Origin of the sequence: Flavobacterium sp., from assembly GCF_036405015.1 — a bacterium.
In the GTDB taxonomy this organism is placed as follows: domain Bacteria; phylum Bacteroidota; class Bacteroidia; order Flavobacteriales; family Flavobacteriaceae; genus Flavobacterium.
Window position 1 is genome coordinate 1 of the sequence record NZ_DASWYK010000264.1, and the last position, 17,470, is coordinate 17,470.

Sequence of the window (17,470 nt, forward strand, 5' to 3'; positions counted from 1 at the left end):
AGCTGTTGTCTCTTCCTTCGTCAATATAGTTGGAATTATCTCTAGCACTGTATTTTGGTGTATAAGTACCTTTAGCTACATAAATTTTGTTTACAGTGTTTGGTGTATTTGCATTCATAATGGTAGCATAGCGTAAAGCTAATGACAAATCATTTAATGCTAATTGCCATGTCGAACCATCGCCGCCAACTGTACCTTGTTTTACATATAATGTATTATTTGTTAATGTAGTATTAGGTAGTATTTTTAAAGTTCCTTCTTTATAAATAAAATTATAATTGTTAGAAGATAAACCGCTTGGCAATATACCATCTGTATAAATACCGATTTCTGTTTTGCCAATAGCATTACCTGAATATACTAATGATCCAGTCAACTTAGAACGATCATCACCATTAACAAAACCTATATAGCTTACATCATAATCTGCATTTGACATTGCTAAATTATTGGCAAGTTTAGTCTTATCGTTTGCTTTTACAGTTAAGGTTGCTTTATTTACAGTTAGCTCAAAAGTCTTTTCTGCTGGAGCATAATTTTCATTACCAGCCTGACTAACAGTAATAGTAGCGGTACCTGCATTTAATATATTAATTTTATCGTCTTTAATAGTTGCAACATTAACATTACTACTTTTAGTGTAAGTCAATGGCAGCCCACTTGCTACTGTTACTGATGGATTAGTAAAATCTGCATCTCCATAGATTTTTGTTAAATCGGCAGTTACAATATTTTGAGTTAAACGCAATTCTTCTGCACCAACATCAATAGTTCCTGAGAAACGATTGTATCCATTAATATCATATGTTGACAGGCTATTAAAAGAATAGTGTGAAGTAAGTCCTCTATCTTTTGCGTAACTATCATCTTTTAACGCGATACTGTTTGTTTTAAAAATTGCATCCAAAGTAACTGTTTCGCTATTGCTATAGAGACCTTCTGCTATATTAGCGTCTTTTTGGACAATACTATTGTATGATACTATTCCGCTAGAAGTCCCTTTATTGTTATTCATATATATAGAATTGTACAATGTGGTTATAGAACCGCCATCATTTACAATAGCAGGAGCATCTCCATTGTTTCCAGATATTGAATAATTATCTTTAATGGTACAATTGTATAATTTTGGATTACTATTGTTATTATTGTACATAGCCGAGCCATATCCATAGTATGAAGCATTGCCGGCTTGGTTTCCATCAACTCCTACTTTATTATTTTTAATAATACAGTTTATAAGAACAGGGCTACTGTTATCGTTATACAATCCACCGCCATATGTTTTGTTTATATAATAAGGGAAAGGAAACAATGAATTGTCTGTAATTATACAGTTTACAATAGTAGGAGAACTATTTCTATTATAAATACCTCCACCTTGGCTTGCAGTATTTGCAAAAGATCCTCCAATTGTGAATCCATCAATAATATCGGCATTAGTTAATCTGTTATCGTCGTTTGTTATTACTCTATTTCCTCTAGCTCCTTGATTAAGAATAGACGCTCCAAATTTTCTTTTGTGTGAAAGTGCTGTAATACCTTTATCTGGATCAAAACCTCCATACATACTAACTCCTTTAAGCATTGCAAAACTTTGCCCATCGTTAGACGAATACTGCCCAGCAGATACAAATATTTTTGTTGCTTTAATTGTACTTGAATTAATTAATCTGGCAATATCCAACGCATCTCTAACTTCTCCTAAAGCATTACTCCAAGATGTTCCATCACCTGTAGCTCCTTTTTTAACGTATAGCGTACCATCGGTTAGTGTAATATCTGGTTCAATTCTTAAACTACCATTATTGTAGACAATATCATATTTAGATGAAGTATATCCTGATGGAGTTATTGTATAATTATCACCTATATTAGTAGCAGTTGTAGCGCTTCCGCTAAATGTCAAACTTCCACTTAAACTATTGTCTGGCGTATCTCCAGGGACAAAGCCTGAATAAGACACGGTAAATCCAGTAAACGGAGTATTATCTTTGATTTTAACTTTATTATCCGCAGTAACAGTTAAGACTCCTTTATCTACCGTTAATGCGAAAGTTGCGCTAACAGCATCGTATTCCGCATCATTTCCTTTTTGATTAACTGTTATGGTAGCTGTTCCAACACTTACAATTGCAATTTTTCCATTTTCTATTTTAGCAACAGCATGATTATTAGAAGAGACATATTCAAGAGGCAATCCGCTTGATGCAGTACCATGTGTGAAGGGTTGATCTCCATATTTTTTTGTAATAGCAGTAGCTGTTATGGTTTGAACTTTATTTCTCTCAAAAGCTCCAATATCGACAGTAGTATCAATAATACGAGATTTTCCTTTTAAATCTTTGGCAGGTAAAACGATGTTAGCCAAACTATTTTTACCAGCATTTAGCGCAGGACTAGTGGTTAATAACAAATAATTCGAATCAAAAACAGAAGTGCTGCTAGTAACGCCACTTAAACCTTGAATCAAACTATTTTCATAAGTAGGAGTACTAGCATTATTAACGATATCTGAACTATTTTTTACACTTACTGAATTTAAAATTCTTACCGAAGAACCATTTGCATTAAACAATGCTGCTCCTTGTGCACCAGTATTATCAGCTATCGTAGCATTAAGTAATGTAGGCAAAGAAGCATTGTTGTACATAGACGCTCCATTAGGTGCTGTATTAGTAATAACTAAGCAGTTAACCCAAGTTGTATTAGCGTTTTCATTATATACAGCTCCACCATTTGTAGTAGCATTATTTGATCTTATGATACAGTTTTCAAATTTTGCAGTTACTTTTTTATTGTATATACCTCCACCATTAGCAGCATTACCATTTGTAATGGTAAAACCATTTAAAACTGCATTACCAGTTAAACTATTATCATCATTTTTAATTACCGAGGCATTGTTTCCTCTTAAAATACTTCCATCATTTACATTACCTGTAATACGTTGATGCGTTAAATTCGTAATAGCGTTATCAGGATCAAATCCGCCATAGATTTCTACGTTTTTAGGCATTACGTATGACTTACCTGAAGCTAATTGATAAGTTCCTTTAGCTACAAATATTTTTTTAACCCTTTTAGAATCATTGTCATCTGTATGAACAGAATTAATATTGGCTGCTCTTGTTAAAGCAAGTTCTAAATTATTTAAAGAACTATTCCATGAAGAACCATCTCCACTTCCATTTTGTTTTACATATAAAGTATTATCCGTTAAAATTAAATTCGATTTTATTTCTAAAGTTCCTTCTTCAAACAAAACCGTGTATTTACTGGAAGTAATACCTTGAGGAATAATTTTATAAACACCTGGTTCAATAGCAGTCGTAGCATCTCCTGAGAAAGCAAGTGCACCAGTGATACTATTTAATTCACTGTCACCAGACTCAAAACCAGCATAAGAAATGGTATAGTTGCTATTTCCATAAACACTTCCATCAAATAACTTAAATTTATTAATCGCTTTAATTGTCAGAGGTATTTTCGTAACATTCACTACTATTTTAGTTCTAACACTTTCGCAATTATTAGCGTTGGTTTGGCTCACCCAATATGTAGCAGAATTTTCAGATGACATATTTAAAGAAGGCATTGTTGTTAATGCTGTACCCTCTTTTTCTTGCGTATACCATTTTAAATTGCTTCCATTTACCACAATTCTGGCGCCTTGCTGACCAATAATAAAATTTTGTGGGGTTTGTGCTGTTGGTGGTTCTGTCGAGCTTATCGAAACCGTAACTGTTGCTCTATCACTTTCACAACCGTTAACAGTTTGACTTGCATAGTACGTATTACCAGAAACTAAAGCCGTATTACTCGCCAATGGACTACCTCCCAAAGCCTGACTATACCATTTGATATTGGAACCTGTTGCTTTTAAATCATTTACAATGGCTTCTGTTCCACAAAAAGCTTGTGTTGCAACAACAGTCGGCTTCGTTTTAGCAGAAGTTCCTAATTCATTTTCATAAGCACCAATATCAATTGTGTTTACTTTCCTATTCTTTCCTGCAAAATCGGTATTAGGAAATTCACTTGAATACAATGAGTTGTTTCCTTTATTTATTATGGGGCTACAACCTGTTAAATTAAAATTATTATTTACAGCATCAACAAAATACAAGTTAGCTTCACGAATATTATTGTTCTTATTTACAAAATTATTTTGATTATCATACCTGAAAGAGTTATTCTGAACATCTGCCGTAGTACTTGTCCCCCTAAGCTCTTCTAAAATATTATTATAGACTTTAATGTTTTTATTGAACATATAAATTCCATAACTTAAATATTCATTCCATACCGTATTATTTACAAAATCGACAGTTGAATTTTCATAGAAAATAGCAGTATAGCTTTCGTTTCCTGTAAAAACATTATTATAAAATTTACTCGCCCCATCAAATGCGGAAATTATACTGCTTGTTTGTCCTTTACTATCAATCCCAGAATTACTTTTAACAGTATTATTGAAAAATTGACTCTTTGCAGAACTTTCAATATCTACAACAGCACCTATGCAAGATTTATTTCCTACAAATGCATTATTATTTACATCAGTAGCAATTGCATTAACTAAAAATATTGCCCCACCTCTTTCAGTAGAACTATTACTTTCAAAATTATTGTTGTTTACTGCTAGCTTAGCACTAACACCATTGGCTATATTATTAGCATGTATTGCTCCTCCATATTTATTAGCACTATTAGTCTTAAAAGTATTATTGTTAATAATAGAATTAGCTGTAATGGTTTCAAAGCTAATTGCTCCTCCTTGTTTGCTAGCAGTATTGCTTGTAAATATATTATCAGAGATTTTAACGTTATTGTCATTCGCAGATACAATAGCACCTCCTAATCCAGAAGAAGCATAACTACTCGATTCGGCAGCACTATTTCCTGTAAATGTATTTGTATTTAAGGTTGTAACGTTTTTATTTTCAAGTAAACATAAAGCACCTCCTAACAAAGACGTATTTCCTGAAAATGTATTTCCTGAAACCTTAATATCCTTTGTTTCGACTAAAAAAGATGCTCCCCCTATACTTTTTAAAGCTTTATTATTAGTAAAATTATTTGATGTTACTTCTGCATTTACAACTCTACGAAGCAATAAAGCTCCTCCACCACCAGCACTTGTTGCACTTGCTTCCATCAAAGCATTGTTGTCAGTAAACGAAGAATTGGAAATTTTAAGATTGCTATTGTTTTCATCCACAAAAATAGCACCTGCAACTTCTGCACTGTTATTATTAAAAATACAATTATTGATGATTCTTGATGATATATTGTTCTGAGCCACTTTTTCTATGAAGATAGCTCCTGCAAATCCAGTCTCAGCTTTAGTTTTATTGGCTTGGTTATTATTAAATGAAACATCGCTTATATTAAAAAGTCTCCCGCTTAAATCACTGATAGCACCTCCTAAAGACGAGCTGTTATTATTAAAACTTCCTCCCGTGATGGTTAAATAACTATCACTGTTACTAATTGCACCTCCATTGTCAGTTGCTTTATTATTAGAAAAAGTACAGTTGGTTAAAGTAGTACGCCCACCATCTTGTACGCATATTGCCCCACCTACAATAGCATTATTATCTTTAAATACTACATTTTCTAATGTTAAAACCCCCTTAATATTGTAAATAGCTCCTCCATTACCTTTAGGGTAAGATGTATTAAGTATTGTGGTCGTGGTCATATCACCTCCTGGAATTGAAGGGACACCTGGCAAACCACTAATGCCCATTAATTGCAGTCCCAATGAAGTGTAATTGTAATAAGGGCTCTCTGTCATTGAAACAAACCAATCTGGGTATTTTTCTTTAATTCTATCATTAGCAGAAATACCTTTAGTTTCTTCAGTTATTTTATAATATTCCCATAAATCAGCGCTTCCATCACTAATGGTTAGTCCGTTTATGTAGTAATTCTCATTTTCTTCAAGAGCGTGGATAAGCACAACGTGATGAGCTGAATTTCCACCACCTAAATTTCCGCTAAGAATGGTTTCATTTCGACCATTTCTTTGCAAAAGATTTGTTTCGTTACCTAAAAAACCACCATACAACTTTACATCTTTTTTTAAACCAAAGGTGTTGTTCCTATCCTGACTATTGTTGTTAGGTGCAAGAGCTACTTTAGGCGTATATATTCCTCTCGCAATCCATACTTGTGTACCGCTTTCAGATGTACTAATCGTTTTCTGTAAGTTGTCAGAAGCATTAGCCCAAGAACTTCCATCTCTATTTCCCGCACCGGTTACCGTTACATATTTTACTGTTTGAGATTGTACTAAAACAGTAAATAAAAGGAAACACGATAAAAATGTGTATCTGGATAAATTGGGTTGTTTTTTAAAAAATTTGAGCGTTTTAATTTTCTGTAAATAAACATACCATACAAAAATTAAAGACTTCAAAATCAAGAAGTAGTTTTTTTCCATAAAAGAGTAAGTAATAAAATTGATTTATATAGTTTAGGTAGTTTTTAAGCCTGTTTAAACAAGTGGTAATTCAGGCTGTAGATTTTTGAGACATTCAATGAAAACAGAGTTTTTTTCATAAGCTTGGTATTAAGATTTGGGATAGAAATGAGATTAAAAAAGGGCAACTACATTTCAGGTCAAAATTAAAGATATCTTGACCAATAAGCCTATTTATTGGGGAGGACAAAAAAAAGACATTTTTAAAAACTACTGATTTTCAATCAATAAGCTATCATTTTAAAATAGAATGATTATAATAGTATTTATGCAGTCTCCAAATTTTTCTGCAGATTTAAATTAAAATAGTACAGCAATAAACAAGAAAAAAAATCTAGAAAAGACATTCTAAAAATCAAAAAAGAAACTGATTTTTCTTTAAAGAAATCATCCAATAAAAAAGTTCAAATGACAATCAAAAGTCTTAGAAAGAAAATTTGATTTGAAGAAATCATAAAATAAAAAAACAGGCCGAAGCCTGTTTTGTTTTTTTGTACTATATGAAGTTTTTATGTGTTATTAACTATTTGTAATCTACCATTTCAAACAACAGATCATATTTATCTCCTAATTTTTTCTTCAATCGCTGTTTGTTTTTTTTGACAGCATCAACTGTTACACCTAGTAAATTAGACATTTCATAATAGTTAAGATTCAATTTTTCCAGCATTATTATTTTAAGATTCGATTCTTTTACCTCTGGAAAATTCTCTATTATAGTATGATAAAAATCACTGTACTGGTTTATGAACTCTTTTTTAAAAGCGCTCCAATTCTCATCTGTCATAATATGGGAACTAAGCAATTCCTGAAGCTTGTTTTTTTCATTTTCAGAATTCTTTGATGCAAAGCTTTTAATTTCCTCTAGTTTCTCTTCTAAAATTAATATTTGTTTGTCTTTATTTTGAAGATTTTCAGCATAAAAATCTATATCATCAGTTGCATCTTTTAGTTTTTCTTCAAAGATTAAACGATCATTTTCATATTGTTCCATTTTTAGTTTTTTCTTATCCAACCTTTGCGTTAAAAAGCTATAAACTGCTGCACTTAAAAGTATTGTTAAGATTAAAATTAAGAGATTGATGTTTCTTATTCGCTCTCCCTTTTCCAATTCCGATAAGATTTTTTTATTCTCAATTTCAAATTTCCTTTTCTGAATAAGCCAATTTGATCTTTTCAAAACGGTATTGCCATTGGTTTGAAGCAAAAACTCTTCTATCTGTTTGAGCTGTCGCCTTAATATCAATTCTTTTTGAGCATCATTTCCGTCTAAAAGCATTAGTTTTAATTCGATTACTTCTTTTAAGGAACTCCTGTAATACGATTTAGTGCCTGCGATTTTTCCCGCTCTTTCCAGAATTTCTTCTGCCTGTTTTTTATTATTTGATTTTAGAAAAATTTTAGCCAATAGTATTGAAGCATACATTTCGTTTTTCTCATTTTTAAACTTTTGAGAATAGGCTATGTCCTGTTTTAAAAGATTAACAGCGGTATCAATATCGCCTTTTTGGTTATAAACAAGTCCTTTATCGCCTAAGACTTTCGCATATCTTATACTATCCCCTGTTTTTAACGCTATTGCTTCAGCTTTATCAAAATAGCGCATTGCATTTACAAAATCTTTTTTTCTGAAATAACAGTTACCAATCGCGTTTAAGACACTCGCAGATTCTGAAGAAGTTTCTTTTGTGTACTGCATTGATTTTTTTAAAAAATCTATAGCAGAATCATCCTCTATCGTAAACATTATCCAACCAAAAAATTTAAAAGTTTCTGCTGGCAGAATGATTTCCGAAGCATCAATCTGATTACTATCTTCCATTGTTTTTAAGACAATAGGAATAAGTTCATCAATCTGACAATAAAAATACAAGTACTTGGAGTAGTTTAACTGTGTCCAGATTATAAGATTTAAATCCTTACTTTTTTTTGCTTTCTGGATTGATTGTAGATAATGATACTCACTTTTTGGGTTAGTTTTATCAAAAAAAACAGAATAGCCATTTGCCAATAAAGCATCATATAAAATATGAAATTTTTTATTAGATGATTCCTTTAAAAAATTTAGTCTCTTTTTTAGTTCTAGAGTGTCTCTGTTTTGATTATTTTCCTTGAGGATTATTGATTCAATTTGTGTTTTTAAATCTGTCGATGAAGAGTATAGCTTTTGAGATTGTAATTTGGTAAAAAAAACAAAGACAAACAACACAAAAAAGAATCTAATTTTTTTTGCAGAAAAAATCATTTTTGGAAAATAGCTAATGGAGGCGCTAAATTAAAAAAATATAGATTTTATTCTAAAAAAAATTAGGCTAAAATATTAATTTAACAATTGTTTAGTCCATAGTGCAAAACTTCAACTTTCACCTTAAATGAATTCATAATAAAACCTTATAAAATTTCTAACTGTCATAAGCATAAGTGCTATTTTTAAAGGTATGATATTTCTTGTTGTTTTTTTATAAAGACAATTAAAAACATTTTCTAATAACTCAGGATAAACTGGGTTTTAATGAAGCAGCAAATGTTTTAAGATACAAACAAAATTTACCCCCGTAGAATTACATCATTTCCCAAAAAGTATTCTGATTATTTAACCAAACGTATTCCTGAAAACTGCCACTGGTGTTTTGGATGGAAAAAATTACGATAGGTATAACGGCTGTGACCTTCTGGAGTCGCAATAGATCCGCCTCTTAAAACCATCTGGTTCACCATAAATTTACCATTATATTCCCCAATGGCACCTGCAGCTTTGGAGTATCTCGGATATGGTAGATAAGCACTTCCTGTCCACTCCCATCTTTCTCCCCAATTAAAAAAACGGTTTGCAGCCTCCCACTCCTCTTCCAAGGGTAGTCGCATGCCTTTCCAAGCAGCAAAGGCTGATGCTTCATAGAAATTGACATGACATACCGCCTCATACGGTTCAATATCACGAAGACCCGAAAGCGTGTAGTACTTCCATTCTCCATCAATAAGATGCCAGTACAAAGGCGACCGAGCTTGATGTTCCTTTACCCAATCCCAGCCTTCCGAGTGCCAGTATTTAAAATCATCATATCCTCCCGCTTCCATAAACTGAAGATATTCGGCATTATTAACTAATGATGAAGCAATATCAAAAGCTTCCAGATATTTTTTATGACGCCCCAACTCATTATCAAAACTGAAACCTGTGCCTTTAAATCCGATCTCATAAATGCCATCAGGAATACTAATAAATTTCTCCTCTGATGCTACTCCAGATTTAGAATCGGATTCCTGCACATTATTATAAACAGGAAAAAGTGGATTATGTCCCAAAATGTACTTGATATCAGTCAGCAACAGTTCCTGATGTTGTTGTTCATGGTTAAGTCCTAATTCTATAACAACACAAAGCTCTTCAGAAAGCTGAGTGTTTTCTAAAAACTTTTCCATCTGTTTATCCACATAAGATCTGTAAGCATAAATCTCAGATACCGACGGACGGCTTAAGTTACCGCGGTCCGTACGCACAACCCTTGCGCCCACAGTTTCATAATAGCTGTTGAACACAAAATTATACTGTGGATTAAATTCTGTATATCCTGAAAAATGAGGCATCAGGATAAAAGTTTCAAAAAACCAGGTGGTATGTCCCAAATGCCATTTTGGAGGACTGACATCTACAATGGGCTGTACCACATAATCTTCTGTCTGAAGAGGCCTGCAGATATCTTCTGAATGTCTTCGTATTTTTTTGTATTGCGCCAATAAGGCCTGTACATTAATTATCGTCACTGCTTCCATAACCATTTTATAACTCTTTTAGTTTGATGTGTACTCCTTTAAATTGCCGTCCAGAATGCATCCACAAACCATTCCTTACTGTCCGAAATGTTTCCGTGAGATTGAAATCCAGATTGTGATGCCATCTTATTTATGTCGTCAATGGAAAACTTCTGAGAAACCTCCATGTAGACGGGTTCATTTTCCTTAAAATCGAATATATGATGACCAACTTTGACTTGCTGCTCCTGAAGACTAATCAGATAGCTACGGCAAGCTCCAGTCAACGGATCGTAGGTTTCAAAATGCTCAAACTGATCTATTATAAAATCAGCATTAAGCTCTCTGTTGATCCTTTGAAGTAAATTCAGATTGAATGAAGCCGTAACACCACTCGGATCATTATAAGCATTCAGAATAATGTTAGGCTCTTTCTTCAGATCAAAGCCGATCATTACCACGTCGCCTTTATTAAGATTCTTACGCAGTTCAAAACAGAAACGATAGGCCTCTTCTAGCTCCATATTTCCAATATTACTTCCCAGAAACAAAATCACTTTACGTCGTTCCGAAAACTGAGAGGCTTTGTGCAGCATATCAAAATACTCGCCCTCGAGACTTTCAATGTCAAGATCTGGAATATTGTCTTTAAGCTTATTCTCCAATACAGAAAGAATATTACCTGATATATCAATAGGTCTGTATCTGAAATCTGTTCCTTGCTGTTTCAAATACTGCAAGAGATAAATGGACTTGGAAGCATCTCCAGCTCCTAGCTCGATCAAATCAAAAGGAGTTTGTTCAGCTCTGATACTGGATGCAATCTCTGCAGTCTTATTTTTAAAAATATCCATTTCACAGCGTGTCAAATAATATTCGGGCATTTCCATGATTTTCTGAAAAAGCTCATCTCCTCGCCGGTCATAAAAATATTTCGATTCTAATTTTTTAGGATGCTGTCGAAGTCCTGCCAATATATCTTCTAAAAAATGGCTTGCTTTTTCCCCTTCTATTTCTGTCTTTAATTCTTTAGTTGTAGCTGTTACTTTCATTGTATTATTTTTGACATTTTATATGGAAGCAGAAATCTTCCCTTAACTAAAGTTACGATTTATAAAGCAGGATAAGATTCTTATAAAATAGAATTTTAACTCAAAAAAAATGTCATATATCTATTGCTAAAGTAAAGTATCGAGTTTCATTAAAATCATGTAAATTAATCTCAGGAAAACTGTAACTTCAGAACGTCTTTTTAACCATAACTTGCAATTGAAAACCAACTTTACACTAATTAAAATTGTGAAACCATGGAAAACGTAATTGAAAAATTTGAAGTTGAACTGAAAGCTTTTTTAGAGTTCCGCTATAATTTATCTTTAAAACAGGATACTGTGGAAAGATTTTACGAAACTGAGCAAGCCGCATTTGCATTTGTAGATGACTATCTTCTTAAATCGTCTGATTTGATTGCCAGCGACGTGGAACGCTCTACTGAAAGAATTCTAAATGAGTTTATCGATAAAAAAGTTCAGTGATCTCAAACTATTTTTTTTGGATTATCAATCAATTCAATAAGATTCATTAGGCTGTTAGCTATGCTATTTTTGAAATTAGTAGTATTGCAATAAAACCAACAATCGATAAAACCATGACATTGATGGTTATATTCTTTCTTTTCCTAGACTCAACTAGAAAATTGGTACTAAATTTATTATTTCTTCTATTTGTTTTCATTTTTCATATATTTTTTACAATTAAACACATTACGACACAAAGAAATGCTGTGTGGTAAATTCTCAGGAGTATAAGTGGTCTTCTTTATTAAGTTGCGGACGAATCTTACTTGGAGGCCAAATTCGGAAACAAAATGAGGCAGTGGAACGGTAAAATATTCTAAAACCGTCCTTATGTTTTTTTAGAAACTAAGCTTTTTTGAATTTTACAAACGCTCAGACCATTTAAGAAATATGATAATTGAATAAATATTCCTATACTTCGTATTGCTAAATTAAGGCTTTGCAGTCACTAGCCTTCATACAATTTTGGTCAAATCCTTACACAATTTCCATGAAAGAATCAGTTAATTTTTCATTGCGGTTAAGAGAAAAGCATAATTTAAAACAATATGGAAAAACCTTTCGTATATTTTGTAAATAAATCGATTGCAAGAAGTATCACCACAACAAGTAAGAAAGCGATGAAATATGTAATTATTTGTGCTTTTTTATTGAATTCAAAAGTTACTGGATCGATAAAATAATCCGAATATACTGTAGGAGAAATTTTTATATGCGGAGAGAACAAAACCGCCCCTTGCAGAAAATGAGCTATTAACTGATTTTTATTTTTAGGGATATATGACAGTCCATTCTCTGATGTGGAAAAATGAATAGGAATTCGCACCTTATCCCTGTAGCCAAAAATATATCCTGGAGAATACTTGGTACCAATCTTTCTATCAATATCATTTACATTGGCATCTGTACTGTGCCCAAGCTCTCTGTATAAAACACTTTGAACGTTTCCATCAAACTGGTGATGATGCAAACCTTCGCGGTCAACAGAAATCAGAATAGCCTTTTTCATTCTCTGACGTCTGTAATTTTTGTAAAGTCCCCAAACACCCCAAAAAAGCAGTGGGAAATAGATAAGATTAAATATGATCTCTCCTGATGATAAGCGGCTGTTATGTTCTAATTGAATACTCAAAGGAACTCCAACAAATAAACTCAACATTGCGATACACAGAAGCCCAAACAAAAAATACATTGTTATAGTTGCAGCCAAATTTCGCTCAGAAGATATTTTTGGAAAATTTTCTTTAGTATAAATCATTAAAAAAATATTAAAATTAAAATCAGACTTTACAACAAAAGATTCATATCCTTTTATAAAGAAGCCTAAAGATTTTATCATCTCTGTCAAATTAAAACAGAATAAATCAAAAAATAAAACTTATAAAGTATTTTTTCTCAAAAGAGTTTAAAGCCTTAAACAAAATGAACTGATTTTCACATCTTTTATAAAATTTAAAAATGAAGGAAATCTGCGGGTTTCAAGCCTTAGGTTCGAATCCCGCTCTCTCTAACAAAAGTGTAAATAATGTAAGCGTACATCATAAACAAGCAACATAGAAAAACAATTCTTTCCTGTTGCGTTTGAATTCGTATATTCGGCCTTTATTTTGAAAAAAGAGAATGATTGCAAAATTGAATGAAAAAAAATCCTATCCATGGATTGTTGTTGGCTTACTATGGTTTGTTGCTTTATTGAATTATTTAGACCGACAAATGCTCTCCACTATGAAATCAGCGATGATGGATGACATTCCTGAATTGGCTAAAGCAGAAAATTTCGGTCTTTTAATGGCTATTTTCCTTTGGATTTATGCGCTTATGAGTCCTGTTTCCGGAATTATAGCAGATCGGTTTAATCGAAAAAGAATAATTATTGGAAGTCTTTTTATCTGGTCTGGGGTTACAATGGCGATGGGTTATGCTACAACGTTCAATCAGATTTATATTTTGCGTGGCATTATGGGGTTTAGCGAAGCTTTTTATATTCCGGCTGCATTATCCTTAATTGCAGATTACCATCAGGAAAAAACGCGCTCTTTTGCAATTGCGATTCATACTACCGGAATTTATTTAGGACAGGCACTAGGCGGTTTTGGAGCCACTATTTCTAAGCATTTTTCTTGGCATTTCAGCTTTCACTCTGTAGGTTTACTTGGTGTCGCTTATAGTTTAGTACTTCTATTTCTTTTGCAGGAAAAGAAAGTCTACTTTTTTGATCCTTCAAAAAAGTCATCTGTCAACTATGAATTCAAGCAAATGTTCAAAGGATTGGGAACATTATTCGGTAATATCTCCTTTTGGGTTTTACTCTTTTATTTTGCTGCACCAAGTTTACCAGGCTGGGCGGCCAAAAACTGGTTACCTACCTTGTTTACAGAAACCTTACATTTAGACATGTCTCTCGCAGGACCAATGGCAACAGTAACCATTTCGATGTCTTCCTTTTTTGGTGTTTTAATTGGCGGTGCCATTTCAGACAGATGGGTGATGAAACACCTAAAAGGACGAATTTACACCAGCGCTATTGGATTATTTCTTACCATTCCAGCATTGTTTTTATTTGGTTACTGCTGTAATATAGAGGCTATTATTTTTGGCGCAATCCTTTTTGGACTTGGATTTGGAATATACGACACGAACAATATGCCGATTCTTTGCCAGTTTGTTGCGCCTCGCTACAGAGCCACTGGATATGGAATTATGAATTTTGTAGGTATTTCGGCCGGAGCTGTTATCACCGAGTTTTTAGGAAAAGCAGCCGATAATGGAGGGATGAGAAACGTTTTTGTACTACTTTTATTTGTAGTAGTTACCGCCATTGTTTTACAATTGGTGAGCCTTCATCCAAAAACTATAGATATGACCGAGGAAAATGAGTTTCAAAATTAAATGATTATTGTTTTATCACTTTAAGGTTTTTGAAATATCCTTCGGTGCCAGGACCAACCCAAAAACCAATCGAACCTTTTCCGTTTGCACCATGTTTCATATCTGTTACAATAATAGACGGCTGACTGCTTCCATTTAAATACAATTCTGCTTTTTGTCCTTCTACAATAATTTTCATGGTAATCCAGGAATTCATCTGCATATCAGAATATGATTCGTATTTTTCAGGTTCTTCTTTACGAAGTCTGTCAAATTTATAATTCGGATATGCATAATACTGTATGGAATGATTTCTTCTTATCTGATCTGTACTGCGACCATTATCTGGGCGAATGTAGATACTTTCAAACTTTGAGTTATCTTTATTTATTCTAAAAGCGACTCCTATAAAGCCTCTCGCCCAATTTGGTGCATCCGTGAGAAATTTACTTAAAACGTCTATTTCGATTACACCATTTTGAAAATCAAATTCCTTTAATTTAACAAATGTTGGTTCATCAAACACTTTAACAGTTGGATCCATTATCACTTTAATGACATCGTATCCATCAATTTTAGCATCTTCTACAGATGCAAGTCCGTTTTCTAGTTTATTTTTATTTAAAGCTATTTCCTGCCCACTTGAAGAAGCTGACGAAAATATCGAAAGGATTGCAATCAAAAGTATCTGTTTCATTATAATTGAATATTAATTATTATGAAGCAAAATTATTTCATCATTAAATTCTATTTCCTGTAAAAACACACTAAGAAACAGTAATTTTGCACTATGGAAATTTTCTCATTATTTCAGGACCTAGACGTTACATTCCATCAGTGGGAGAAAGGCAAGTATAGTACCCACAAACATAACTTTTTTGAATTCATATATATCCTTGATGGCCAAGGAATTCATAAGATTAATAACAAAGAGTACCCATACGTAAATGGAGATTTTTTTATATTACTTCCAGGAGATGAACATAGTCTTGAAATTATAGAAAATACAGATTTTTATGTACTCCTTTTTAATAAAATATACTTTACGAGAGAAAATTCAAAACCTGACAACATGGTTTATTTCTCTCTAACATTCAAGCATTTGGAGTTAATCCTTTTAAATACTCGGTATATAAAACAGCCCATTTTTACTGATTTAAACGACAGATCAATAGTTACAGCTCTTATCACGCATATAAATCAAGAATATCAAAACAAAAATATATTTTTTGAGACCATAGTACAGAATGCAATAGTTCAAATTTTATGCTTAATAGCTAGAACAATAAGAAAAGAAATTCTTGGTGAATTTCTAACTAATGGAGCCGATTCCAATATAACAGATGTGATATTTTTTATCCAAGATAATATTTATGATAACGAGAAAATCAAAGTTTCAAATCTTGCTTCAAAATTTAATAAATCGAGAAATCATTTCGGTGTATACTTTAAGTTAAACACAGGATACAGTGCCAAAGAATATATTCTTACCTACAAATATAATCTGGTAAAACATATGCTTTTACTAAGTTCGCTTAACATTGGTGAAATTGCATATAGTTTAGGTTTTACTGACGAAAATCATTTGAACAAATTTTTGAAAAAGCGTTTGGGCATGACTGCATCAAAATACCGACAGATAAATTCAAAACCAATTTAAAAAAGTTTATTTTTATGTTAAGGCGTTTTTAGTTACTTAGAATTTTTACAACACTTTTTTCAAAAAAAATGTTTTAGACAGGAAAATGATCTTTCCATTCTTTTTCTTCCCAGCCGTCTGATTCTTTCTCTGTAAGAAGACAAGATTCTAATTCTGTTAGATATTTTTCTTTATCAAGATTCTGTCCTATAAAAACAATTTCATTTTTACGATCGCCCCAAATTTTATCCCATCCTTGTTCAATATTGGATTGATGATCTAGAAAAGAAGTATAACGAATTCGTTCCTTAAAAGGCATACTACACCACCAAACTCCTGCTGATTCAACCCGCATACTCCCTCCAGCCTGACTAAAACTGACAGCCGTATCTGGTCGTGAGGCCAACCAAAAAAGACCTTTTGCACGAATGATATTGTCTGGATAAGCATTATTTAAATAATTAAGCCATTTCTCAGGATGAAAAGGTTTCTTACTACGAAACACAAAAGATGAAATTCCGTATTCTTCTGTCTCTGGTACATGCTCATTTTCTAGTTCCTTTATCCATCCGGCAGACATCTGAGCCTTTTCAAAATCAAAAAGTCTGGTATTAAGAATTTCAACAGGGTCAACTAATCCAAACTTACTGCGAATAATTTTCGCTTCAGGATTAAGTTTTTGCAAGGCGGCTTCTAAAATGCCTAACACATCTTCGGGAACCAAATCTGATTTGTTTAGCAAGATAACATTAGCAAATTCAATCTGATCCGTAAGCAAATTGACTATTGTCCTGTTATCATCAACATCATCCGTTAAATCTCTATCACGAAGTATCTCATTTGAATTAAAATCTCTAAAAAAATTAAACGAGTCTACTACAGTCACCATGGTATCAATATAACTAAAACGAGATAGATCTATTTTACCGTCTTCACTAGCAAAACTAAAAGTCTGAGCCACTGGAATAGGCTCCGAAATACCTGTACTTTCAATCAGCAAATAATCGAATCGATCTTCCATAGCAAGACGTTCAACTTCGAGCATCAAATCTTCTCTAAGCGTACAGCAAATACAGCCGTTACTCATTTCAACCAATTTTTCATCCGTTCTTGAAAGGGTATTTTCCTTAGCAATCAATTGAG

At 32.8% G+C, this 17,470-nt stretch carries 10 protein-coding genes; 3 read left to right on the forward strand and 7 right to left on the reverse strand.

Annotated features, from left to right (window positions below):
* From VGE71_RS23225 to egtD, 4 genes are all read right to left on the reverse strand, one after another.
* Positions 1-6,451 (reverse strand): MBG domain-containing protein (locus VGE71_RS23225; RefSeq protein ID WP_331140458.1); only part of this gene is annotated, 6,451 nt, incomplete at its 3' end.
* 562 nt (positions 6,452-7,013) lie between these two features.
* Entirely contained in the window at positions 7,014-8,735 is a 1,722-nt protein-coding gene (locus tag VGE71_RS23230; protein WP_331140459.1) for a tetratricopeptide repeat protein, read from the reverse strand.
* Positions 8,736-9,079: 344 nt separating this feature from the next.
* Positions 9,080-10,264: an ergothioneine biosynthesis protein EgtB gene (gene egtB / locus VGE71_RS23235; RefSeq protein WP_331140467.1), complete on the reverse strand. Its 1,185-nt coding sequence runs from the start codon at positions 10,262-10,264 to the stop codon at positions 9,080-9,082.
* A gap of 38 nt (positions 10,265-10,302) precedes the next feature.
* Complete coding sequence (gene egtD / locus VGE71_RS23240; RefSeq protein WP_331140460.1) at positions 10,303-11,295, reverse strand: L-histidine N(alpha)-methyltransferase; 993 nt, start codon at positions 11,293-11,295, stop codon at positions 10,303-10,305.
* 255 nt (positions 11,296-11,550) lie between these two features.
* Here egtD and VGE71_RS23245 point away from each other — a divergent pair, with 255 nt between their 5' ends.
* Complete coding sequence (locus tag VGE71_RS23245) at positions 11,551-11,778, forward strand: hypothetical protein (RefSeq protein WP_331140461.1); 228 nt, start codon at positions 11,551-11,553, stop codon at positions 11,776-11,778.
* 580 nt (positions 11,779-12,358) lie between these two features.
* Here VGE71_RS23245 and VGE71_RS23250 read toward each other — a convergent pair.
* Positions 12,359-13,159, reverse strand: coding sequence for a hypothetical protein (locus VGE71_RS23250; RefSeq protein WP_331140462.1), 801 nt, complete (start codon positions 13,157-13,159; stop codon positions 12,359-12,361).
* A gap of 281 nt (positions 13,160-13,440) precedes the next feature.
* On the opposite strand from VGE71_RS23250, the gene VGE71_RS23255 reads away from it, so the two are divergent.
* Positions 13,441-14,709: an MFS transporter gene (locus tag VGE71_RS23255; RefSeq protein ID WP_331140463.1), complete on the forward strand. Its 1,269-nt coding sequence runs from the start codon at positions 13,441-13,443 to the stop codon at positions 14,707-14,709.
* A gap of 4 nt (positions 14,710-14,713) precedes the next feature.
* Here the strand turns inward: VGE71_RS23255 and VGE71_RS23260 are convergent, their stop codons facing one another.
* Positions 14,714-15,385: a hypothetical protein gene (locus tag VGE71_RS23260; protein WP_331140464.1), complete on the reverse strand. Its 672-nt coding sequence runs from the start codon at positions 15,383-15,385 to the stop codon at positions 14,714-14,716.
* Between the two features lie 93 nt (positions 15,386-15,478).
* Here VGE71_RS23260 and VGE71_RS23265 point away from each other — a divergent pair, with 93 nt between their 5' ends.
* A complete protein-coding gene (locus VGE71_RS23265; protein WP_331140465.1) occupies positions 15,479-16,348 on the forward strand; it encodes an AraC family transcriptional regulator in 870 nt (289 codons plus the stop codon).
* A gap of 73 nt (positions 16,349-16,421) precedes the next feature.
* On the opposite strand, the gene VGE71_RS23270 is transcribed toward VGE71_RS23265, so the two are convergent.
* Positions 16,422-17,470, reverse strand: a 1,049-nt coding sequence (locus VGE71_RS23270; RefSeq protein ID WP_331140466.1) for a GTP-binding protein, incomplete at its 5' end; no start/stop codon positions are given.

What these genes read in the sequence shown, in the direction of transcription:
- VGE71_RS23230 (WP_331140459.1), bottom strand. Translation starts at nt 8,735, where the DNA reads ATGATTTTTTCTGCAAAAAAAATTAGATTCTTTTTTGTGTTGTTTGTC.
- egtD (WP_331140460.1), bottom strand. Translation starts at nt 11,295, where the DNA reads ATGAAAGTAACAGCTACAACTAAAGAATTAAAGACAGAAATAGAAGGG.
- VGE71_RS23250 (WP_331140462.1), bottom strand. Translation starts at nt 13,159, where the DNA reads ATGATAAAATCTTTAGGCTTCTTTATAAAAGGATATGAATCTTTTGTT.
- VGE71_RS23260 (WP_331140464.1), bottom strand. Translation starts at nt 15,385, where the DNA reads ATGAAACAGATACTTTTGATTGCAATCCTTTCGATATTTTCGTCAGCT.
- egtB (WP_331140467.1), bottom strand. Translation starts at nt 10,264, where the DNA reads ATGGAAGCAGTGACGATAATTAATGTACAGGCCTTATTGGCGCAATAC.
- VGE71_RS23265 (WP_331140465.1), top strand. Translation starts at nt 15,479, where the DNA reads ATGGAAATTTTCTCATTATTTCAGGACCTAGACGTTACATTCCATCAG.
- VGE71_RS23255 (WP_331140463.1), top strand. Translation starts at nt 13,441, where the DNA reads ATGATTGCAAAATTGAATGAAAAAAAATCCTATCCATGGATTGTTGTT.
- VGE71_RS23245 (WP_331140461.1), top strand. Translation starts at nt 11,551, where the DNA reads ATGGAAAACGTAATTGAAAAATTTGAAGTTGAACTGAAAGCTTTTTTA.